The organism is Aquincola sp. J276, from assembly GCF_024700035.1.
Classification (GTDB): Bacteria; Pseudomonadota; Gammaproteobacteria; order Burkholderiales; family Burkholderiaceae_C; genus Aquincola; species Aquincola tertiaricarbonis.
Genome location: NZ_JAJONC010000001.1, coordinates 3,071,601 through 3,087,159, shown reverse-complemented (window position 1 = coordinate 3,087,159; position 15,559 = coordinate 3,071,601). Strand labels below are relative to the sequence as shown.

The 15,559-nt window shown below is 69.7% G+C and carries 16 protein-coding genes; 8 read left to right on the top strand and 8 right to left on the bottom strand.

Annotation, left to right across the window (positions count from 1 at the left end; translation table 11 throughout):
- Positions 1 to 8 precede the first annotated feature (8 nt).
- The 4 genes from LRS14_RS14210 to LRS14_RS14195 are packed head-to-tail and all read right to left on the bottom strand — an operon-like array spanning position 9 to position 3,540.
- Complete coding sequence (locus LRS14_RS14210; RefSeq protein ID WP_083440565.1) at positions 9 to 632, bottom strand: TRAP transporter small permease; 624 nt, start codon at positions 630 to 632, stop codon at positions 9 to 11.
- Positions 632 to 1,624: a sialic acid TRAP transporter substrate-binding protein SiaP gene (locus tag LRS14_RS14205; protein WP_046113343.1), complete on the bottom strand. Its 993-nt coding sequence runs from the start codon at positions 1,622 to 1,624 to the stop codon at positions 632 to 634. The genes LRS14_RS14210 and LRS14_RS14205 overlap by 1 nt, the downstream gene beginning before the upstream one ends.
- A gap of 49 nt (positions 1,625 to 1,673) precedes the next feature.
- Positions 1,674 to 2,756, bottom strand: coding sequence for an L-idonate 5-dehydrogenase (locus tag LRS14_RS14200; protein ID WP_257799950.1), 1,083 nt, complete (start codon positions 2,754 to 2,756; stop codon positions 1,674 to 1,676).
- A 37-nt stretch (positions 2,757 to 2,793) separates the two neighbouring features.
- On the bottom strand, positions 2,794 to 3,540 hold the full coding sequence (locus LRS14_RS14195) for a FadR/GntR family transcriptional regulator (RefSeq protein WP_257799949.1): 747 nt from the start codon (positions 3,538 to 3,540) through the stop codon (positions 2,794 to 2,796).
- 184 nt (positions 3,541 to 3,724) lie between these two features.
- On the opposite strand from LRS14_RS14195, the gene LRS14_RS14190 reads away from it, so the two are divergent.
- Genes LRS14_RS14190 through LRS14_RS14180 form a run of 3 tightly spaced genes read left to right on the top strand, consistent with a single transcriptional unit; the run spans position 3,725 to position 5,979 of the window.
- Positions 3,725 to 4,198: a GFA family protein gene (locus LRS14_RS14190; protein ID WP_257799948.1), complete on the top strand. Its 474-nt coding sequence runs from the start codon at positions 3,725 to 3,727 to the stop codon at positions 4,196 to 4,198.
- Between the two features lie 58 nt (positions 4,199 to 4,256).
- Positions 4,257 to 5,057 carry a transporter substrate-binding domain-containing protein gene (locus LRS14_RS14185; RefSeq protein WP_046113340.1) on the top strand — a complete coding sequence of 267 codons (801 nt, stop codon included), beginning with the start codon at positions 4,257 to 4,259 and terminating at the stop codon, positions 5,055 to 5,057.
- 10 nt (positions 5,058 to 5,067) lie between these two features.
- Complete coding sequence (locus tag LRS14_RS14180) at positions 5,068 to 5,979, top strand: ketopantoate reductase family protein (protein WP_046113339.1); 912 nt, start codon at positions 5,068 to 5,070, stop codon at positions 5,977 to 5,979.
- A 4-nt stretch (positions 5,980 to 5,983) separates the two neighbouring features.
- Here LRS14_RS14180 and aspA read toward each other — a convergent pair whose 3' ends face one another.
- On the bottom strand, positions 5,984 to 7,402 hold the full coding sequence (gene aspA / locus LRS14_RS14175) for an aspartate ammonia-lyase (protein WP_257799947.1): 1,419 nt from the start codon (positions 7,400 to 7,402) through the stop codon (positions 5,984 to 5,986).
- A gap of 160 nt (positions 7,403 to 7,562) precedes the next feature.
- On the opposite strand from aspA, the gene LRS14_RS14170 reads away from it, so the two are divergent.
- The 4 genes from LRS14_RS14170 to LRS14_RS14155 all read left to right on the top strand — a co-directional run bounded on the left by LRS14_RS14170 (position 7,563) and on the right by LRS14_RS14155 (position 10,662).
- Positions 7,563 to 8,471, top strand: a complete 909-nt coding sequence (locus LRS14_RS14170) for a LysR substrate-binding domain-containing protein (RefSeq protein ID WP_257799946.1) — start codon at positions 7,563 to 7,565, stop codon at positions 8,469 to 8,471.
- A 94-nt stretch (positions 8,472 to 8,565) separates the two neighbouring features.
- A complete protein-coding gene (locus LRS14_RS14165) occupies positions 8,566 to 9,222 on the top strand; it encodes an amino acid ABC transporter permease (protein WP_198156936.1) in 657 nt (218 codons plus the stop codon).
- 23 nt (positions 9,223 to 9,245) lie between these two features.
- On the top strand, positions 9,246 to 9,896 hold the full coding sequence (locus tag LRS14_RS14160; RefSeq protein WP_046113335.1) for an amino acid ABC transporter permease: 651 nt from the start codon (positions 9,246 to 9,248) through the stop codon (positions 9,894 to 9,896).
- A 16-nt stretch (positions 9,897 to 9,912) separates the two neighbouring features.
- Positions 9,913 to 10,662 (top strand): amino acid ABC transporter ATP-binding protein, encoded by a 750-nt coding sequence (locus LRS14_RS14155; protein WP_310740832.1) that lies wholly within the window; start codon positions 9,913 to 9,915, stop codon positions 10,660 to 10,662.
- A gap of 8 nt (positions 10,663 to 10,670) precedes the next feature.
- Here the strand turns inward: LRS14_RS14155 and LRS14_RS14150 are convergent, their stop codons facing one another.
- Positions 10,671 to 11,849 (bottom strand): FAD-binding oxidoreductase, encoded by a 1,179-nt coding sequence (locus LRS14_RS14150; RefSeq protein ID WP_257799945.1) that lies wholly within the window; start codon positions 11,847 to 11,849, stop codon positions 10,671 to 10,673.
- A gap of 48 nt (positions 11,850 to 11,897) precedes the next feature.
- Between LRS14_RS14150 and LRS14_RS14145 the strand changes: the two genes are divergently transcribed.
- Positions 11,898 to 12,233: a hypothetical protein gene (locus LRS14_RS14145; RefSeq protein ID WP_198156935.1), complete on the top strand. Its 336-nt coding sequence runs from the start codon at positions 11,898 to 11,900 to the stop codon at positions 12,231 to 12,233.
- Positions 12,234 to 12,244: 11 nt separating this feature from the next.
- Here LRS14_RS14145 and LRS14_RS14140 read toward each other — a convergent pair whose 3' ends face one another.
- Positions 12,245 to 12,523, bottom strand: coding sequence for a cupin domain-containing protein (locus LRS14_RS14140; protein WP_046113332.1), 279 nt, complete (start codon positions 12,521 to 12,523; stop codon positions 12,245 to 12,247).
- Between the two features lie 215 nt (positions 12,524 to 12,738).
- A complete protein-coding gene (locus LRS14_RS14135; protein ID WP_404977583.1) occupies positions 12,739 to 14,796 on the bottom strand; it encodes a primosomal protein N' in 2,058 nt (685 codons plus the stop codon).
- Positions 14,797 to 15,559 lie beyond the last annotated feature (763 nt).

Here is a 15,559-nt window from a genome sequence, read left to right as displayed (position 1 = left end):
CCCTTGCGTCACTCGATGTCCTCGAACGCCTCGGGGCGCTCGAGATTGGAATAGCCGCGGCGCCAGTTCTCCCAGCTCACCTGGATGCTGCGCAGGCCCATGGCGGCGAAGCCGGCGAAGGCCAGCCAGTACACATGGCTCTTGTTCCAGTCGATGGTGGTCATCGGCTCGTTGTTGACCGCCAGCGCATAGCGCGCCACCAGCCACGCGGCATAGAGGAAGAAGCCGGTGCGCAGCAGGTCCACCGCGGTGGAAGCCGCGCGGCCCACGGCCGGCGGCAGGTAGCGGTAGAGGAAGTTCACCTGGATGTGCCGGCTGCGCCGCACGCAGGCCGATGCGCCGATGAACACGATCGGCATCAGGCAGTACACCGCCAGCTCCTCCGTCCATGCGAACGAATCGTTCATCACGTAGCGGGTGAAGAACTGCAGGAACACCAGTGCCGCCATCACCCAGAAGAAGCCGACGCAGATCCAGTCCTCCACCGTGTAGCCGGCCAGGCTCACGCGGTGCTGGTCGGCTTCGGCAAAGCTGCCGGCCAGCTCGGCCGCACTGGCCTGCACCGGGGCCGAGGGGTCGGCCTTGGGCGAGTAGCCGCCGCCCTCGGGCAGCGTCGGGTTGGCGGCAGCCATCACTTGATCGCCTGGATGCGGTCCCAGTCGGCCTTCTGGTAGCCGTACTGCTCGAAGGGCACGCCCTTGAGCACCGTGCTGCGGAAGTCCTCGATGTCCACCTGCTGCACGTTGATGCCCTTGCCCTTGAAGATGCCCACCAGCTCCTTCTCGCGCTCGGCCACCTCGGCCGAGGCCTTGGCCGCCGCCTCCTGGGCGACGTCGGTGAACAGCTTCTTGTCGGCGTCGCTGAGCTTCTTCCACAGGCCGCCGGCCACCACGGTGTTGAGGTGGTCGACGATGTGGCCGGTGAGCACGATGTTCTTCTGCACCTCGAAGAACTTCTTCGCCTCGATGGTGGGCAGCGGGTTCTCCTGCGCGTCCACGGTGCCGTTCTGCAGCGCCAGGTACACCTCGGCAAAGGCGATGGGCGTGGTGTTGGCGCCGCAGGCGCGCGGCATGGCCAGGTAGGCCGGCACATCGGGCACGCGCATCTTCAGGCCCTTCATGTCGGCGCACTTGGCGATGGGCTTGTTGCTGGTGGTGTGCCGCACGCCGTAGTACGTGGTGGCGATGATCTGGTTGCCGCTGCTCTTGTCGGCATAGCCCGCGGCCATCTCCTTGTAGAGGTCGCTCTTGGTGTAGGCCAGCAGGTGGTCCACGCCGCGGAAGGTGTAGGGGTAGTAGGTGACGCCGATGCGCGGATAGCTCTTGGCCGCGAAGCTGGAGCCGCTGATGATGATGTCCACCGTGCCCAGGGCCAGGCCCTGGTTGATGTCGTTCTCCTTGCCCAGCTGAGAGGCGGGGTACACGTCCACCGCGTAGCGGCCGTTGGTGCGCTTCTTGATCTCCTCGCCGGCCCAGACGGACCACTTGTGGAAGGGCTCCGAGGTCTCGTACACATGGGCCCACTTGAGCTTGGTCTGGGCCTGGGCCGGGCTCATGGCGCCGGCCGCAGCCAGCAGGGCGGCCAGCGTGACGGCGGCCTTCAGGAAGGAGCGGGTCGTGGTCATCGGTGTCTCCAACGGGTGGTTGTTCTGGGGTCGGCGATCCGCGGGTGGATCACTCCATCACGAGCTGCACCTTGGTGCTGCGGCTGCGGTCGGCGGCCAGTGCGAAGGCTTCGGCCGCACGGGCCAGCGGCAGCTGCGCGCTCAGCAGCGGCCGCACGTCCACGCGCCGCTGCGCGATGGCGTCCACCGCCCACGCGAACTCGTGGTTGGCGCGGAAGGCACCCACCACGTCGATCTCGCGGGCCATGATCTGGTTGGCGTTGAAGCCGACGTCCTGCGCCAGCGTGCCCACCTGCACCACCCGCCCGCCGCGGCGCACCGCCTGCAGGCAGGTGTGCCACGCGGCCGGGCTGCCGGCGGCCTCGATGGCGACGTGGAAGCGGTCGGTCAGCTCGGCCGCATCGGCCTGGTCGCTGCGCAGCACCGCATCGGCACCGACGGTGCGGGCGATCTCCAGCGGCCGGTCGGCCACGTCGGCCACCGTCACGTGGGCCGCGCCGGCCAGCCGGGCCGACATCGCGCACATCAGGCCGATGGTGCCGCCGCCGGTCACCAGCACGCGCTTGCCCATCAGCGGGCCGGCGCGGTGGGCCGCATGCAGGCCGATGGACAACGGCTCGGCGCAGGCGATCTCGCCCAGGCTCACCGACAGGTCGGCCACCGGCGTGAGCTGGCGCTCGTGCATGGTGAAGCGCTCGCGGAAGAGGCCCTGCGCATGCGGCTGCACGCTGGCGCTGCCCAGGAAGAACATGTGCCGGCACAGGTTGAGCCGGCCTTCGCGGCAGTAGTCGCACTGGCCGCAGGCATGCGAGGGATCGATGGCCACGCGGTCGCCGGGCTTCACGCGGCTGACCGAAGCGCCCACCGCCTCCACCACGCCGGAGGCCTCGTGGCCCGGCACCAGCGGCTCGCGGATGACGAAGGCGCCGGCGCGGCCGTGCTGCCAATAGTGCAGGTCGCTGCCGCAGATGCCGCCAGCGCCCAGGCGCAACAGCACCTCGTGCTCGCCCAGCGTGCCGGTGGCTGCGCCGGAAACGCCGCCGCGCACGTCGCCCCGCACGCCGGCCGGTTCGAGCCGCAGGTCCTGCGCACCGTGGATGCGGCAGGCGGCGACGGTTTCTTGCAGGGTCATGGGTACTTCCTCGGAACGGCGGTGAGGGGAGCGGCGGCTAGCGGCGCGGCGCCTCGGCTGGCGGCACCAGGGCCGGCGCGGTGGAGGGCCAGTTGGCGATGAAGCGGTCGTGCGACAGCTGCAGGTGGGCGCGCATCGCCTCGCGGGCGGCCGCGGCGTCGCCGGCGGCAATGGCCTCCACCACGCGGCGGTGCTCCTCCACCGCGGCGCGCCAGTTGGCTTCGTTCTCGAAGTGGCTGCCCAGGCGCTCGAACAGCGGCTTGTTGCGCTCGTCGAACAGCTCGGTCACCACGCGCAGCAGCGGCGAGTTTTCGCTGGCCTCGGCCACCCGCAGGTGGAACAGGCGGTCGCCGCGCAGCGGCATCACGCCGGCGTCGATGTCGGCTTCCATCAGCGCGACGGCCTCGCGCAGGCCGGCCACCAGCGCGGCGTCGCGGCCGGCGGCGACGGCGGCCGCGGCGGCCAGCTCGCCTTCCACCAGCTGCCGGGCGCGGATGGTTTCCAGCGGCCCTTCGCCCTCCACGCCAGCGGCCGGCGCGGCGGCCATCGCCTCCCGCGGCCGCACGTAGATGCCCGAGCCCATGCGCACCTCGATCACGCCCTCGACCTCCAGCGCGATCAGCGCCTCGCGCACCGAAGGCCGCGACACGCCCAGCTGCACCGCCAACTCCCGCTCGGCCGGCAGCCGGCTGCCGGGCGCGAACTCGCCGGCCTCGATCAGGCCGCGCAGCTGGTCGGCAATCTGGCGGTACAGGCGGCGGGGTTCGATGCTTTGCAGCGGCATGGATGGGTTGGCATTGGCAACTGGACAACTGGCCTGACCAGTTGGCCGCGATTCTTGGTCGCCCGCCCCAGCGATGACACCGGAGATTCCCGATCCGGGTCTGCCCTGAGTCGTCTTGCCGCGCGGGCACCGCCCTTGCCGCCCGGTCCGGCCCCTTCCCTCCCCCCGACCAGAAAGGCTGTCCATGCAACTCGAAGGTTCCTGCCACTGCAAGGCGGTGCGCTTCTCGGTGGTGTCCCACGAGCCGGTGCCCTTCATGCGCTGCTACTGCAGCATCTGCCGCAAGACGGCCGGCACCGGCGGCTTCGCCATCAACCTGGGCGCCGACCACACCACGCTGCAGGTGCAGGGCGAGGAGAACCTGAGCGTGTACCGCGCGAAGATGGACGACGGCAGCACCAGCGGCGGCCAGCGCCACTTCTGCAGGCAGTGCGGCAGCGCGCTGTGGCTGTACGACCCCGAGTACCCCGATCTGGTGCATCCGCATGCCGGCGCCATCGACACGCCGCTGCCCGCGCCGCCTTCGGTCACGCACATGATGCTGGGCAGCAAGCCCGAGTGGGTGGCGGTGGTGGTGGACCGCGAGGACCAGATCTTCGATACCTATCCCCAGGAATCCTTGGCAGACTGGCATCGCCGTCACCATCTCACCCGCTAGCGCCGGTCTCCTGCCGCCGCGGCGACCCACCACCGACGACGGCACTGGAGCTTCGAAGATGACCGTTCCGTTCGCCGCCCGCGCCACCGCCGCTGCCGTGATGGCGCTGGGCTGCCTGCTGCCCGCCATGGCCCAGACGGCCGCCGCGGGCGAATCCACGCTCGACCGGGTGATGAAGAGCGGCGTGCTGCGCGCCTGCGCCCCGGGCGACTACAAGCCCTTCGGCTTCCTGAAGCCGGACGGCAGCTTCGAGGGCATGGACATCGACCTCGGCCAATCGCTGGCCGCGGCCATGGGCGCAAAGCTGCAGCCGGTGAAGACCACCTGGGCCAACCTGCTGGCCGACTTCACCGGCGGCCAGTGCGACATCGCGCTGGGCGGCATCTCGGTCACGCTGGAGCGGCAGAAGCGCGTGTTCTTCAGTGCGCCGTACATGGTCAATGGCAAGACGCCGATCGTGCGCTGCGAGGACGTGGCCCGCTACCAGAGCGTGGCCGACATCGACAAGCCGGAGGTGCGCGCCATCGCCAACCCCGGCGGCAGCAACGAGCGCTTTGCCAAGGCCAACTACAAGCAGGCCCGGCTGACGATCCACACCGACAACCTCACCATCTTCGACGAGCTGGCCCAACGCCGCGCCGACGTGTTCGTGACCGAGGCGGCCGAGGCGCTGGTACAGCAGAAGCTGCACCCCGGCGTGCTGTGCGCGGTGAACCCGGACAAGCCGCTGCAGTACGCCGAGAACGCCATCATGCTGCCGCGCGGCGACGTGGCCATGAAGGCCTTCGTCGACCAGTGGCTGCACCTGGCCAAGGCCGGCGGCGAGTACCAGCGCATCGAAGCGAAATGGACACGATGAAAGGCCGGCCATGAACATCGCCGTGATGGGCGCTGGCGCCGTGGGTTGCTACTACGGTGCATTGCTGGCCGCGGCCGGCCATGCGGTGACGATGGTGGGCCGCGTGCAGCATGTGGAAGCGATGCAGCGCGACGGCCTGCGCCTGTCGGCCGCCGACGGCACCGAATTCGTGGTCCCCGTGCAGGCCAGCACCGAGACCGCCGCGGTGCAGGGCGCCGAGCTGGTGCTGGTGTGCGTGAAGTCCACCGACACCGATGCGGCAGCCGCCGCGATGGCGCCGTACCTTTCGCCCGACGCGGTGCTGCTCAGCCTGCAGAACGGCGTGGACAACGCCGAGCGGCTGCAGGCCGCGCTGGGGCGGCCGGTGCTGCCGGCGGTGGTGTACGTGGCCACCTCCATGGCCGGGCCCGGGCATGTGAAGCACCATGGCCGGGGCGAGCTGGTGGTCGGCCCTTCGGCCGACAGCGAGCGCGTGGCCGGGGTGCTGCGCGCGGCCGGCATTCCGGTGGAGGTGTCGGACCATGCGCTGGCCGCGCTGTGGACCAAGCTGATCCTCAACTGCGCCTACAACGCGCTGTCGGCGCTGACCGAGCTGCCCTATGGCCGGCTGGCCCAGGTCACCGGCATGCTGCCGGCGATGCGCGAGGTGGTTGACGAATGCCTGAAGGTGGCGCATGCCGCCGGCGTCACCACGCTGGAGGACGAGGTGGTGTGGCAAGCGGTGCTGCGCATCGCGCAGACCATGCCGGCGCAGCGCTCCTCCACCGCGCAGGACCTGTCGCGCGCCAAGCCCACCGAGATCGACCACCTGAACGGCTTCGTGGTGCGCACCGGCGACCGCCTGGGCGTGCCGGCGCCGGCCAACCGCCTGCTGTGGGTGGCGGTGAAGGGCCGCGAGGCGGCGCTGGCCCCGCCGGCCTGAAGCCTCAGCGCCCCACGTGGATGGGCTGCGGCGTGGTCAGCATCTCCGGCCGCAGCAGCTCGTCCAGCTTGGCCTTGGAGAGCAGGCCGCGCTCCAGCACGATCTGGTACACGCTGCCGCCGGTGGCATGGGCCTCCTGGGCCACCGCGGTGGCATTGGCATAGCCGATGTACGGATTGAGCGCGGTGACGATGCCGATGGAGTTCTCCACCGCCGCGCGGGTGCGCTCCGGGTTGGCGGTGATGCCCTTGACGCACTTGTCGGCCAGCGTGATGCAGCCGTTGCGCAGGTGCTTGACGCTCTTGAACAGGCTGTGCGCGATGATGGGCTCGAAGGCATTGAGCTGCAGCTGCCCGGCCTCGGCCGCGAAGGTGACCGTCAGGTCGTTGCCGATCACCTCGTAGGCGATCTGGTTCACCACCTCCGGGATCACCGGGTTCACCTTGCCGGGCATGATGCTGCTGCCGGCCTGCATCGGCGGCAGGTTGATCTCGCCGAAGCCGGCGCGCGGCCCGCTGGACAGCAGCCGCATGTCGTTGCAGGTCTTGGACAGCTTGACCGCCACCCGCTTGAGCACGCCCGACAGCTGCACGAAGCCGCCGCAGTCCTGCGTGGCCTCCACCAGGTTGGCTGCGGTGACCAGCGGCATGCCGGTGATCTGCACCAGCTTCTTCATCACCAGCGGCGCGTACTGCGGATGCACGGTGATGCCGGTGCCGATGGCGGTGGCGCCCAGGTTCAGCTCGCACAGCAGCGAGACGGCCTCGCGCAGGCGCTGCTCGTCCTCGCCCAGCATCACCGCATAGGTGCTGAATTCCTGGCCCAGCGTCATCGGCACCGCATCCTGCAGCTGGGTGCGGCCCATCTTCAGCACGCCGGCGAACTCATCGGCCTTGGCTTCGAAGGCACGGCGCAGGTAGGCCATGGCGTCGATCAGGCTGAAGATGCCGGTGTACGTGGCCACCTTGAGCGCCGACGGATAGACGTCGTTGGTGCTCTGGCCGATGTTCACGTGCTCGTTCGGGTGCAGGTGCTGGTACTCGCCCTTGCGGTGGCCCATCAGCTCCAGCGCGCGGTTGGCGATCACCTCGTTGGCGTTCATGTTGGTCGAGGTGCCGGCACCGCCCTGGATCACGTCCACCACGAACTGGTCGTGCAGGTTGCCGTCGCGCAGCTCCTGGCAGGCGGCCACGATGGCATCGCAGCGCGGGCCGTCGAGCAGCCCCAGCTCATGGTTGGCCAGGGCTGCGGCCTGCTTGATGCTGGCCAGCGCCTGGATCAGCTCGGGGTAGATCGAGATCGGCATGCCGGTGATCGGGAAGTTCTCGACCGCACGCAGCGTGTGCACGCCGAAATAGGCTTCGATCGGCACCTCGCGGTCGCCGAGCAGGTCGTGTTCGCTGCGGGTGGTTTGGGCAGTCATCGGGTCTCCTCCAGTCGCCTTCGGAATCGGGCGTGCCCGCCAGCGTAGCGAAGCTGCCGCCTTGCCGCGATGGTTATGCGGTTTCGGACTGAGTCTTTGCCGTTTTGCGCAAGCAGCGTGCTATCTTGGCCGGGTCACCCTTGAGACCCGACCCGTTCCGATGGAAGCGAAATGGCTGGAAGACTTCTTGAGTCTGGCCGAATCCCGCAGCTTTTCCCGTGCCGCCCAGCAGCGGCACCTCACCCAGTCGGCGCTCAGCCGCCGCATCAAGGCCCTGGAGGGCTGGCTGGGCGTGACCCTGGTGGACCGCAGCACCAGCCCCGCCAAGCTCACGCCGGTAGGGTGGCTGTTCCACAGCCTGGCGGCCGACATCCTGCATGGCATCTATGCCGCGCGCACGCTGGTCAATGGCCGTGAGCAGCTCTCCGGCGACCCCGGCACCGTGACCTTCGCGGTGGCGCACACGCTGGTGTTCACCTTCTTTCCTGGCTGGCTCAAGCGGCTCAACGAACACTTCGGCGAGGTGGCCGCGCATGTGATGGCGGTCAACGTGCCCGAAGGCGTGCAGCGGCTCATGGAAGGCGAATGCGACATGCTGCTGGGCTACCACCATGCGCAGCTGCCACTGCTGCTGGATGCGTCGCGCTATCCCTCCGTCACGCTGGGCGTGGAGGAGATCCTGCCCTTCTCGGTGGCCGACGAGCGCGGCCGCCCGGTGTTCGCGCTGCCCGGCGTGCCCAAGCGGCCGCTGCCCTTCATGGCGTATTCGTCCGGCGCCTTCCTGGGCAACGTGGTGGAGATGCTGCTGCTCAACGCACCACAGCCCTGCGCGCTGCAGACCCGCTTCGAGACCCACATGGCCGAGGCCCTGAAGGCCATGGTGGTGGCCGGCCATGGCGTGGGCTGGCTGCCCGCCAGCTGCGTGGCCAAGGAGCTGAAGGAAGGCACGCTGGTGGCAGCCGGCCCGCGCCAGTGGGGCACGCCGCTGGAGATCCGGCTGCACTGCGCCGTGGAGCGCCAGCGCCCGGCCACCGCGGCCTTGTGGCGCGCGCTGCAGGCCCGGCGCTAGGAGCCTGACGGTGCCGGGCGGGCCGCCCGGTGGCACACCTCTTGCGAACCACCCGGCTGCTCCTGCCCACCCCGCGCCCGCCGGCGCCGTGCCCATGTCCTTCGACTTCCTCGTCGTGCTCACCGAATGGCCGCTGCTGCTGCGCGGGCTGCTGGTCACCATCGGCCTCACCGTGGCTGCTGCGCTCATCGGCACGGTGGTAGGCATCGGCTGCGCCTGGGCGCGCGCCGAGGGTCCGGGCTGGCTGCAGTGGGTGGTGGGTGCCTATGTGGAGCTGATCCGCAACACGCCTTTCATCATCCAGCTGTTCTTCGTGTTCTTCGGCCTGCCCTCGCTGGGCGTGCGCATGTCGCCGGAGGTGGCCAGCGTGCTGGCCATGGTGCTGAACCTGGGCGGCTATGCCTGCGAGATCATCCGCGCCGGCATCGAGAACACCGGCCGCGGCCAGATCGAGGCCGCGCAAAGCCTGGCCATGGACCGCTGGCAGATCTTCTCGCGCGTGGTGCTGCCGCCCGCGCTGCGGCGCGTGTGGCCGGCGCTGGTCAGCCAGATCATCATCGTGATGCTGGGCTCCGCGGTGTGCAGCCAGATCTCCACCCAGGAGGCCTCCTATGCGGCCAACCTGATCTCCAGCCGCACCTTCCGCAGCTTCGAGGCCTACATCGTCGTCACCGCGATGTACCTCGGCCTGGCGGTGCTGCTGCGCAGCCTGCTCAACTGGGCCGGGCCGCGCTTCATCTTCCACCGCTGAGGCGGGCGCAAAGGCAAGACGACATGGTCGAGTTCTCGACGTGGGACATCGTGCGCCACCTGCTGCTGGCGCTGCGCTGGACGGTGGGGCTGTCGCTCATCGCCTTCGCAGGCGGCATCGCGCTGGGGCTGCTGATGCTGGTCATCCGCATCGCCAGGCTGCCCGGCGCGCAACGCGGGGTCGGCTTGTATGTACAAGTGTTCCAGGGCACGCCGCTGCTGATGCAGATGTTCCTGGCGTACTTCGGGCTGGCGCTGCTGGGCGTGAAGACCTCGGCGCTGATGGCGGCCTCGGTATGCCTCACGCTGTATGCCGGCGCCTACCTCACCGAGATATGGCGCGGCTGCGTGGAAGCCATTCCGCGCGGCCAGTGGGAGGCTTCCTCCAGCCTGGCGATGAACCTGCGCGAGCAGCTGCGCCACGTCATCCTGCCGCAGGCGCTTCGCATCGCCATCGCGCCCACGGTGGGCTTCCTGGTGCAGGTGGTCAAGGGCACGGCGCTGGCCTCGGTCATCGGCTTCATCGAGGTGACCAAGGCCGGCCAGATGATCGCCAACGCCACGTTCCAGCCCTTCATCGCCTACGGTTTCGTCGGCCTCATGTACTTCGCGCTGTGCTTCCCGCTGTCCTGGTGGAGCCGCCGGCTGGAGCGCCGGCTGCGCATCGCCCGCTGACCTCCTGAAAGCCCCCATGAAAGACAACACCGCACCGCTGGTCGACATCCAGGGCCTGCGCAAGCGCTTCGGCACGAACGAGGTGCTCAAGGGCATCGACCTCCAGGTCACCCGCGGCGAGGTGATCGCGCTCATCGGCAAGAGCGGCTCGGGCAAGAGCACGCTGCTTCGCTGCATCAACGGGCTGGAGCAGTTCCAGGAAGGCACGCTGGTGGTGGGCGGCCAGCCGCTCAGGCATGGCGACCCGCAGGCCATGCGCGCGCTGCGGCAGAACGTGGGCATGATCTTCCAGAGCTTCAACCTCTTTCCGCACCTGAACGCCGGGCAGAACGTGATGCTGGCGCCCACGCTGGTCAAGGGCCTGCCCAAGGCCCAGGCACGCGAGCGCGCGGCGCAGCTGCTGCAGCGCGTGGGCCTGGCCGACAAGTTCGGCAGCTACCCCGACCAGCTGTCGGGCGGCCAGCAGCAGCGCGTGGCCATCGCCCGTGCGCTGGCGATGAACCCCGAGGTGCTGCTGTGCGACGAGATCACCTCCGCGCTCGACCCCGAGCTGGTGGGCGAGGTGCTGCAGGTGGTGGAAAGCCTGGCCGAGCAGGGCATGACGCTGATCATGGTCACGCACGAGATGGCCTTCGCCCGCAAGGTGAGCGACCGCCTGGCATTCATGCACCAGGGCCGCATCCACGAGCTGGGCGCGCCCGAGGCGCTGTTCGCCGAGCCGGCCACGCCGGAGCTGCGCAGCTTCCTCGCGTCGTCGCGCCACTAGGCGCGGACTCAGATCACGTTGTGCTCCACCACGCGCCGGCCGTCGAGCAGGCGCTGCGGCGACAGCACTTCCAGTGACGGTGCATCGCTGCGGCCGCCGGCCATCAGCGCGGCCATCGCGCTGCCCACCGCAGGTGCGTGCTGCATGCCATGGCCCGAGAAGCCGCAGGCCGTGAACACGTTGCGCCATCCCGGCAGCGCGCCGGCCAGGCCGTTGTGGTCGAAGGCGTTCATCTCGTAGTAGCCGGCCCAGGCCGATCTCACCCGCAAAGCCTCGAAGGCCGGCACGCGTGCGGCCATCAGCGGCCACAGCTGCTCGTCGAACTGCGCATGGTCGATCTGGTGCAGCGGCAGGAAGTCGGCATCCTCGCCGCGCGGCGGCGCGCCGGCAATGAAGCCGCGGCCCTCCGGCCGGAACCAGAAGCCGCTAGGGTCGATCACCAGCGGGCAGCCGGCCAGCGGCGCAGCCGGGCAGTCCAGCACGAACACGTCACGCTTCTTGCCGCTGACCGGCAGCACCACGCCCAGCTGTGCGGCCAGCGGCGCGGACCAGGCGCCCGCGGAGAGCAGCACGCCGTGCGTGGCGCCGATGCGCAGGCCATCGGCGCACCGCACCGCCTGCACGCGGCCGGCCCCGTCGTGCTCGAAGCCCACTGCTTCGGCCTGCAGGAAGCGCACGCCGCAGGCCATGGCCTTGCGCCGGAAGGCCTGGTGCAGCGCGGGGCCGTCGAACCAGCCTTCACCGCGCAGGCCGAGCGCGCCGAGCGCGATGCCTTCGGTGCTGAGCCACGGAAAGCGCTGCTCCAGCTCATGCGGCTGCAGCAGCTGCACCTGGGCGCCTGCACGCGCCTGCAGCGCCTGGTGGGCCCGCATCGCCGCGGCACCGGCCGGGCTGGCCAGGTACAGGTAGCCGGCTTCGGTCAGCCCGATCTGCGGCGCGGGCTCGCCGGGCACGGCCAGCTCGTCGCCCAGCCGGCGCAGGAAGGCAATGCTCCACTGGGACAGCGCGATGTTCAGCGGCGTGCTGAACTGCTGCCGGATGGAGCTGGCCGACAGCGCGCTGGAGGCCTGCGCATGCAGCGGGTCACGCTCGATGACGATGGCGGACAGACCCTGGTCGCGCGCCAGGAAGCAGGCGGTGGCCGCGCCCATGACGCCACCACCCACGATCACGATCGGTGCTTGCATGCCGCGCAGTCTAGGATGGGCCCGACACCGAAGTACCAGGAGACGGCGATGCGATGGATGCTGTGCAGCGGGCTTGCGATCCTGGCCGGCCTTGCCCTGCCCGCGGCGGCGGCCGACGACACCTCCGCGGCCGGCTACGTGCAGTTCGTGGAGGACTTTGCCGCCACCTGCGTGCAGCGCAACGGCGTGCAGATCCAGGTGCGCAACACCCACCCCAGCCGCACCATCCGCATCTGGCTGGACCGGGTGCAGATGGGCGTGGGCACCGGCGACCGTTCGCGCAGCGAGTTGCCGCCGAAGGCCGAGCCCGAACCGCTGGGCTGCTCACGCACCCTCACCGGCACCCAGGAGTGGAAGCTGGTGCGGGCGCAGTTCGTGGACTGAGCGGCGGCGGCTCACTCCCGCCGTGCTGCCCAGTAGGTGGCACCGGTGGCGCCATAGCGCTCGGCATGCGGCTCGTCGCGGTCCAGCTCGAAGCGATCACCGGCCTGCAGATGTCGGGTGGCGCCGCCCACGGTGAGCCACATCTCGCCCTGCACCACCAGCGCCTGCACCGCGAAGGGATGGCTGTGGTCCTCGACCACGGCATCGGCCGGCCAGCTGCGCTCCAGCACCTGCGGATAGCCGCGGCTGCGGGCTTCGTCGGCGAAGCTGTCGAAGGTGGGCATGGTCATCGGGCGGCTCCTGCGTACGGCATGTCGGCCGCCATTCTGCGCGGGCGCACCGGCCTCGGAACCTGTGAATGAACCAGTCGCGACCGAGCGGCGAGACATGGCGGCCTGGATCAGGCGCAAAGCGCAGCCATGGCTCGGGCCATGGCGAGCATTTGCAACGACGAGCCGGGTCGTGAGGGCGCGTCGAGCGGGCGTGAGTGGTCCGTTCACAGGTTTCAGATGGCCAGCGGATCGACGTCCACCGCCCAGCGCAGCACGCCCTTGTGCACGGTCCGCAGACCATGCAGCTGCGGCAACCAGTCGGCCAGCAGCCGCTGCAGCGCCACCCGGGAGGGCGACTCCACCAGCATCTGCATGCGGTCCACGTCGGCCACCCGCGCCACCGGCGGCGGCACTGGCGGATAGATCGTCACGCCGGCCTCGTCGGCCGCCGCCTGTGCCTGCGCGGCGGCCTCCCGCAGGAAGGCCTGGGCGATGCTGGCCTCGCGCGCCTCGGCCCGCAGCAGCGCCAGGCTGCTGAAGGGCGGCAGGCCGGCGGCTTGGCGTTCCTCCAGTTGCGTGGCGGCAAAGGCTTCGTAATCGTGCTTGCGCAGCGCGGCATACAGGCCATGCTGCGGATGCCAGCTCTGCACCCACATCTCGCTGCGGGCCGCATGCTCGGCATCGCGGCCGGCGCGGCCGGCGGCCTGCATCAGCAGCGAGAAGAGGCGCTCCGGCGCGCGGAAGTCGCTGGCGAACAGCGCGCTGTCCGGGTTCACCGCGGCCACCAGCGTGATGCGGCGGAAATCATGGCCTTTGGCAATCATCTGGGTGCCCACCAGCACGTCCACGTCGCCCGCATGCACCGCGCCCAGCTGCGCTTCCAGCGAGCCCTTGAGCCGCGTGGTGTCGGCGTCGATGCGGGCCACGCGGGCGCCGGGCAGCAGCTCGGCGATCTGCTCCTCCAGCCGCTCGGTGCCGCGGCCCAGCGGCGCGATGTCGAGGTTGCCGCAGTCGGGGCAGGCGCGCGGCACGCGCTCGCTGAAGCCGCAGTGATGGCAGCGCAGGCTGCGATCGCCCTTGTGGAACACGCGCCAGGCGCTGCAATGCGGGCAGCCGCTCTTCCACCCGCAGGCGGTGCAATGCAGCACCGGGGCATAGCCGCGGCGGTTGAGGAACAGCAGGCTCTGCTCGCCGCGCTCGATGCGCTCGGCCACCGCGTCCACGATCATCGGCGCCAGGGCCGGCGCAGCGGCACCACGCTGGCGGGGCAGCGTGTTCATGTCGAACAGCCGCACCCGCGGCAGCACGCCGCCGCCGATGCGCTGCGACAGCGCCAGCCGGGTGTAGCGCCCTTCCTGCACCCGCTGCCAGGTTTCCAGGGAGGGGGTGGCCGAGCCCAGCACCACCGGCACGCCTTCCAGATGGCCGCGGTACACCGCCAGGTCGCGCGCCGAGTAGCGGGCGCCCTCCTGCTGCTTGAAGGAGGGGTCGTGTTCCTCGTCGGCCACGATCAGCCCCAGCCGCGGCAACGAGGCGAACACTGCCAGCCGCGTGCCGAGCACCAGGTCGGCCTCGCCCAGGTGCGCCAGCAGCCAGTGCTTGAGCCGCTGCGCTGGCGTGAGCGCGCTGTGCAGCGACACCAGCCGCCGGCCGGCGAAGCGCTCCGCAAAGCGGGCCTCGAGCTGAGGCGTGAGGTTGATCTCCGGGACCATGACCAGCACCTGGCGGCCGGCCGCCAGTGCCGCCTCCGCCGCATGCAGGTACACCTCGGTCTTGCCGCTGCCGGTGACACCGTGCAGCAGGTAGGTGCCCGCTGCCGCGCCGATGGCCTGCACGGCCATCTGCTGCTCGTCGTTCAGCGGCGGGCGGCTGGGCGGCAGGTCCGCCGGCGGTACTTCGTCAGCCCGCGCGGCACCGATGTCCGCGGCGGCGCGCTCGACGACACGCGGTGCAGCCGGGCCGACGACGGGCGCCGTCGCCTTGCGCAGCCGCGACACCCGCCGGGCCAGCTGCACATCGTCCAGCTTGCGCAGCTCAGGCGGCAGCACGGCCAAGGCCAGCTCCCCCAGCCCACGCTGGTAATACGCCGCCGCGAAGGCCACCAGCTGCCGCCAGTGCGCGCCCAGCGGCGGCAGGGCCGACACCACCTCGCGCACCGGGCGCAAATCGGGCGGCGCCTCGGCCTGGGGCGGCCGCTGCCAGACGATGCCTGGCACGTCGCGACGCCCCAGCGGCACCCGCACCAAGGTACCGGGCGGCAGCGGTTGCGGGCTGGCGTAGTCCAGCGGCATGCCCAGACCGCTGTGCTGCGGCGTTTCCACCGCCACGGACACGGTGACTGCATGCTCAACTTGCACACCGAAGCTCGGTTCTGCCTGAGGGATGACGTCTAAGTGCTTGATGGCAAACGGCTTTCGGAACTTGCTCAGATTTTCTGTGGATAACTTTGTGCAAAACCTGGAGGTAGACGCGCTAACTGCTTGATCCGCCGGGCATCAGCGTTGGTTTGCCCAAGCTTGCAGCATGTGCCTGCGCGAACAAAATCAAGCACTTAGCACGGTTTTGGGTCATTCTGCCGCCCCTGGCCCTACCCGCGATCCCCTGCCAGCGCAAAGCCGTTTTTTGGGGATAAGTCAAGCGGACTCGCACGATGTTGGCAACTCCGCTGGGCGTGTCATTGAAGCGCGAGCCAAAGGCAAGGCAGCCATCCGAATAGCACTCGTTTGCATTCTGTCAATCGAAAACTTGCCCAGTTTTTCTGTGGATAACTTTGTGCAGAAGCTGGAGGCAGATGCGCTAAGCCCTTGATTGGCAAGGCAAGCCGCTTAGGCTGCCTCTTCCTGAGGCAACGAAAGAAATCATAAAAATCAAAGACTTAGCGTATGACAGTTGAAGTGAGGAACCATCCACTCGCCGCCAAGGTTGCCGTCGCCGAAGTTCGTGGAAGTGGGGATAAGTCAAGCCCCCGCGCGATATTTTTGGAAGGCTGTTGCACCGGCTGCGACGGCCTGCGGCATCCCTAGGTTGGCGAGCGTTCCGGGTTTGCCCGAGTTG

What these genes read in the sequence shown, in the direction of transcription:
- LRS14_RS14210 (WP_083440565.1), bottom strand. Translation starts at nt 632, where the DNA reads ATGGCTGCCGCCAACCCGACGCTGCCCGAGGGCGGCGGCTACTCGCCC.
- LRS14_RS14205 (WP_046113343.1), bottom strand. Translation starts at nt 1,624, where the DNA reads ATGACCACGACCCGCTCCTTCCTGAAGGCCGCCGTCACGCTGGCCGCC.
- LRS14_RS14200 (WP_257799950.1), bottom strand. Translation starts at nt 2,756, where the DNA reads ATGACCCTGCAAGAAACCGTCGCCGCCTGCCGCATCCACGGTGCGCAG.
- LRS14_RS14195 (WP_257799949.1), bottom strand. Translation starts at nt 3,540, where the DNA reads ATGCCGCTGCAAAGCATCGAACCCCGCCGCCTGTACCGCCAGATTGCC.
- LRS14_RS14190 (WP_257799948.1), top strand. Translation starts at nt 3,725, where the DNA reads ATGCAACTCGAAGGTTCCTGCCACTGCAAGGCGGTGCGCTTCTCGGTG.
- LRS14_RS14185 (WP_046113340.1), top strand. Translation starts at nt 4,257, where the DNA reads ATGACCGTTCCGTTCGCCGCCCGCGCCACCGCCGCTGCCGTGATGGCG.
- LRS14_RS14180 (WP_046113339.1), top strand. Translation starts at nt 5,068, where the DNA reads ATGAACATCGCCGTGATGGGCGCTGGCGCCGTGGGTTGCTACTACGGT.
- aspA (WP_257799947.1), bottom strand. Translation starts at nt 7,402, where the DNA reads ATGACTGCCCAAACCACCCGCAGCGAACACGACCTGCTCGGCGACCGC.
- LRS14_RS14170 (WP_257799946.1), top strand. Translation starts at nt 7,563, where the DNA reads ATGGAAGCGAAATGGCTGGAAGACTTCTTGAGTCTGGCCGAATCCCGC.
- LRS14_RS14165 (WP_198156936.1), top strand. Translation starts at nt 8,566, where the DNA reads ATGTCCTTCGACTTCCTCGTCGTGCTCACCGAATGGCCGCTGCTGCTG.
- LRS14_RS14160 (WP_046113335.1), top strand. Translation starts at nt 9,246, where the DNA reads ATGGTCGAGTTCTCGACGTGGGACATCGTGCGCCACCTGCTGCTGGCG.
- LRS14_RS14155 (WP_310740832.1), top strand. Translation starts at nt 9,913, where the DNA reads ATGAAAGACAACACCGCACCGCTGGTCGACATCCAGGGCCTGCGCAAG.
- LRS14_RS14150 (WP_257799945.1), bottom strand. Translation starts at nt 11,849, where the DNA reads ATGCAAGCACCGATCGTGATCGTGGGTGGTGGCGTCATGGGCGCGGCC.
- LRS14_RS14145 (WP_198156935.1), top strand. Translation starts at nt 11,898, where the DNA reads ATGCGATGGATGCTGTGCAGCGGGCTTGCGATCCTGGCCGGCCTTGCC.
- LRS14_RS14140 (WP_046113332.1), bottom strand. Translation starts at nt 12,523, where the DNA reads ATGACCATGCCCACCTTCGACAGCTTCGCCGACGAAGCCCGCAGCCGC.
- LRS14_RS14135 (WP_404977583.1), bottom strand. Translation starts at nt 14,796, where the DNA reads ATGCCGCTGGACTACGCCAGCCCGCAACCGCTGCCGCCCGGTACCTTG.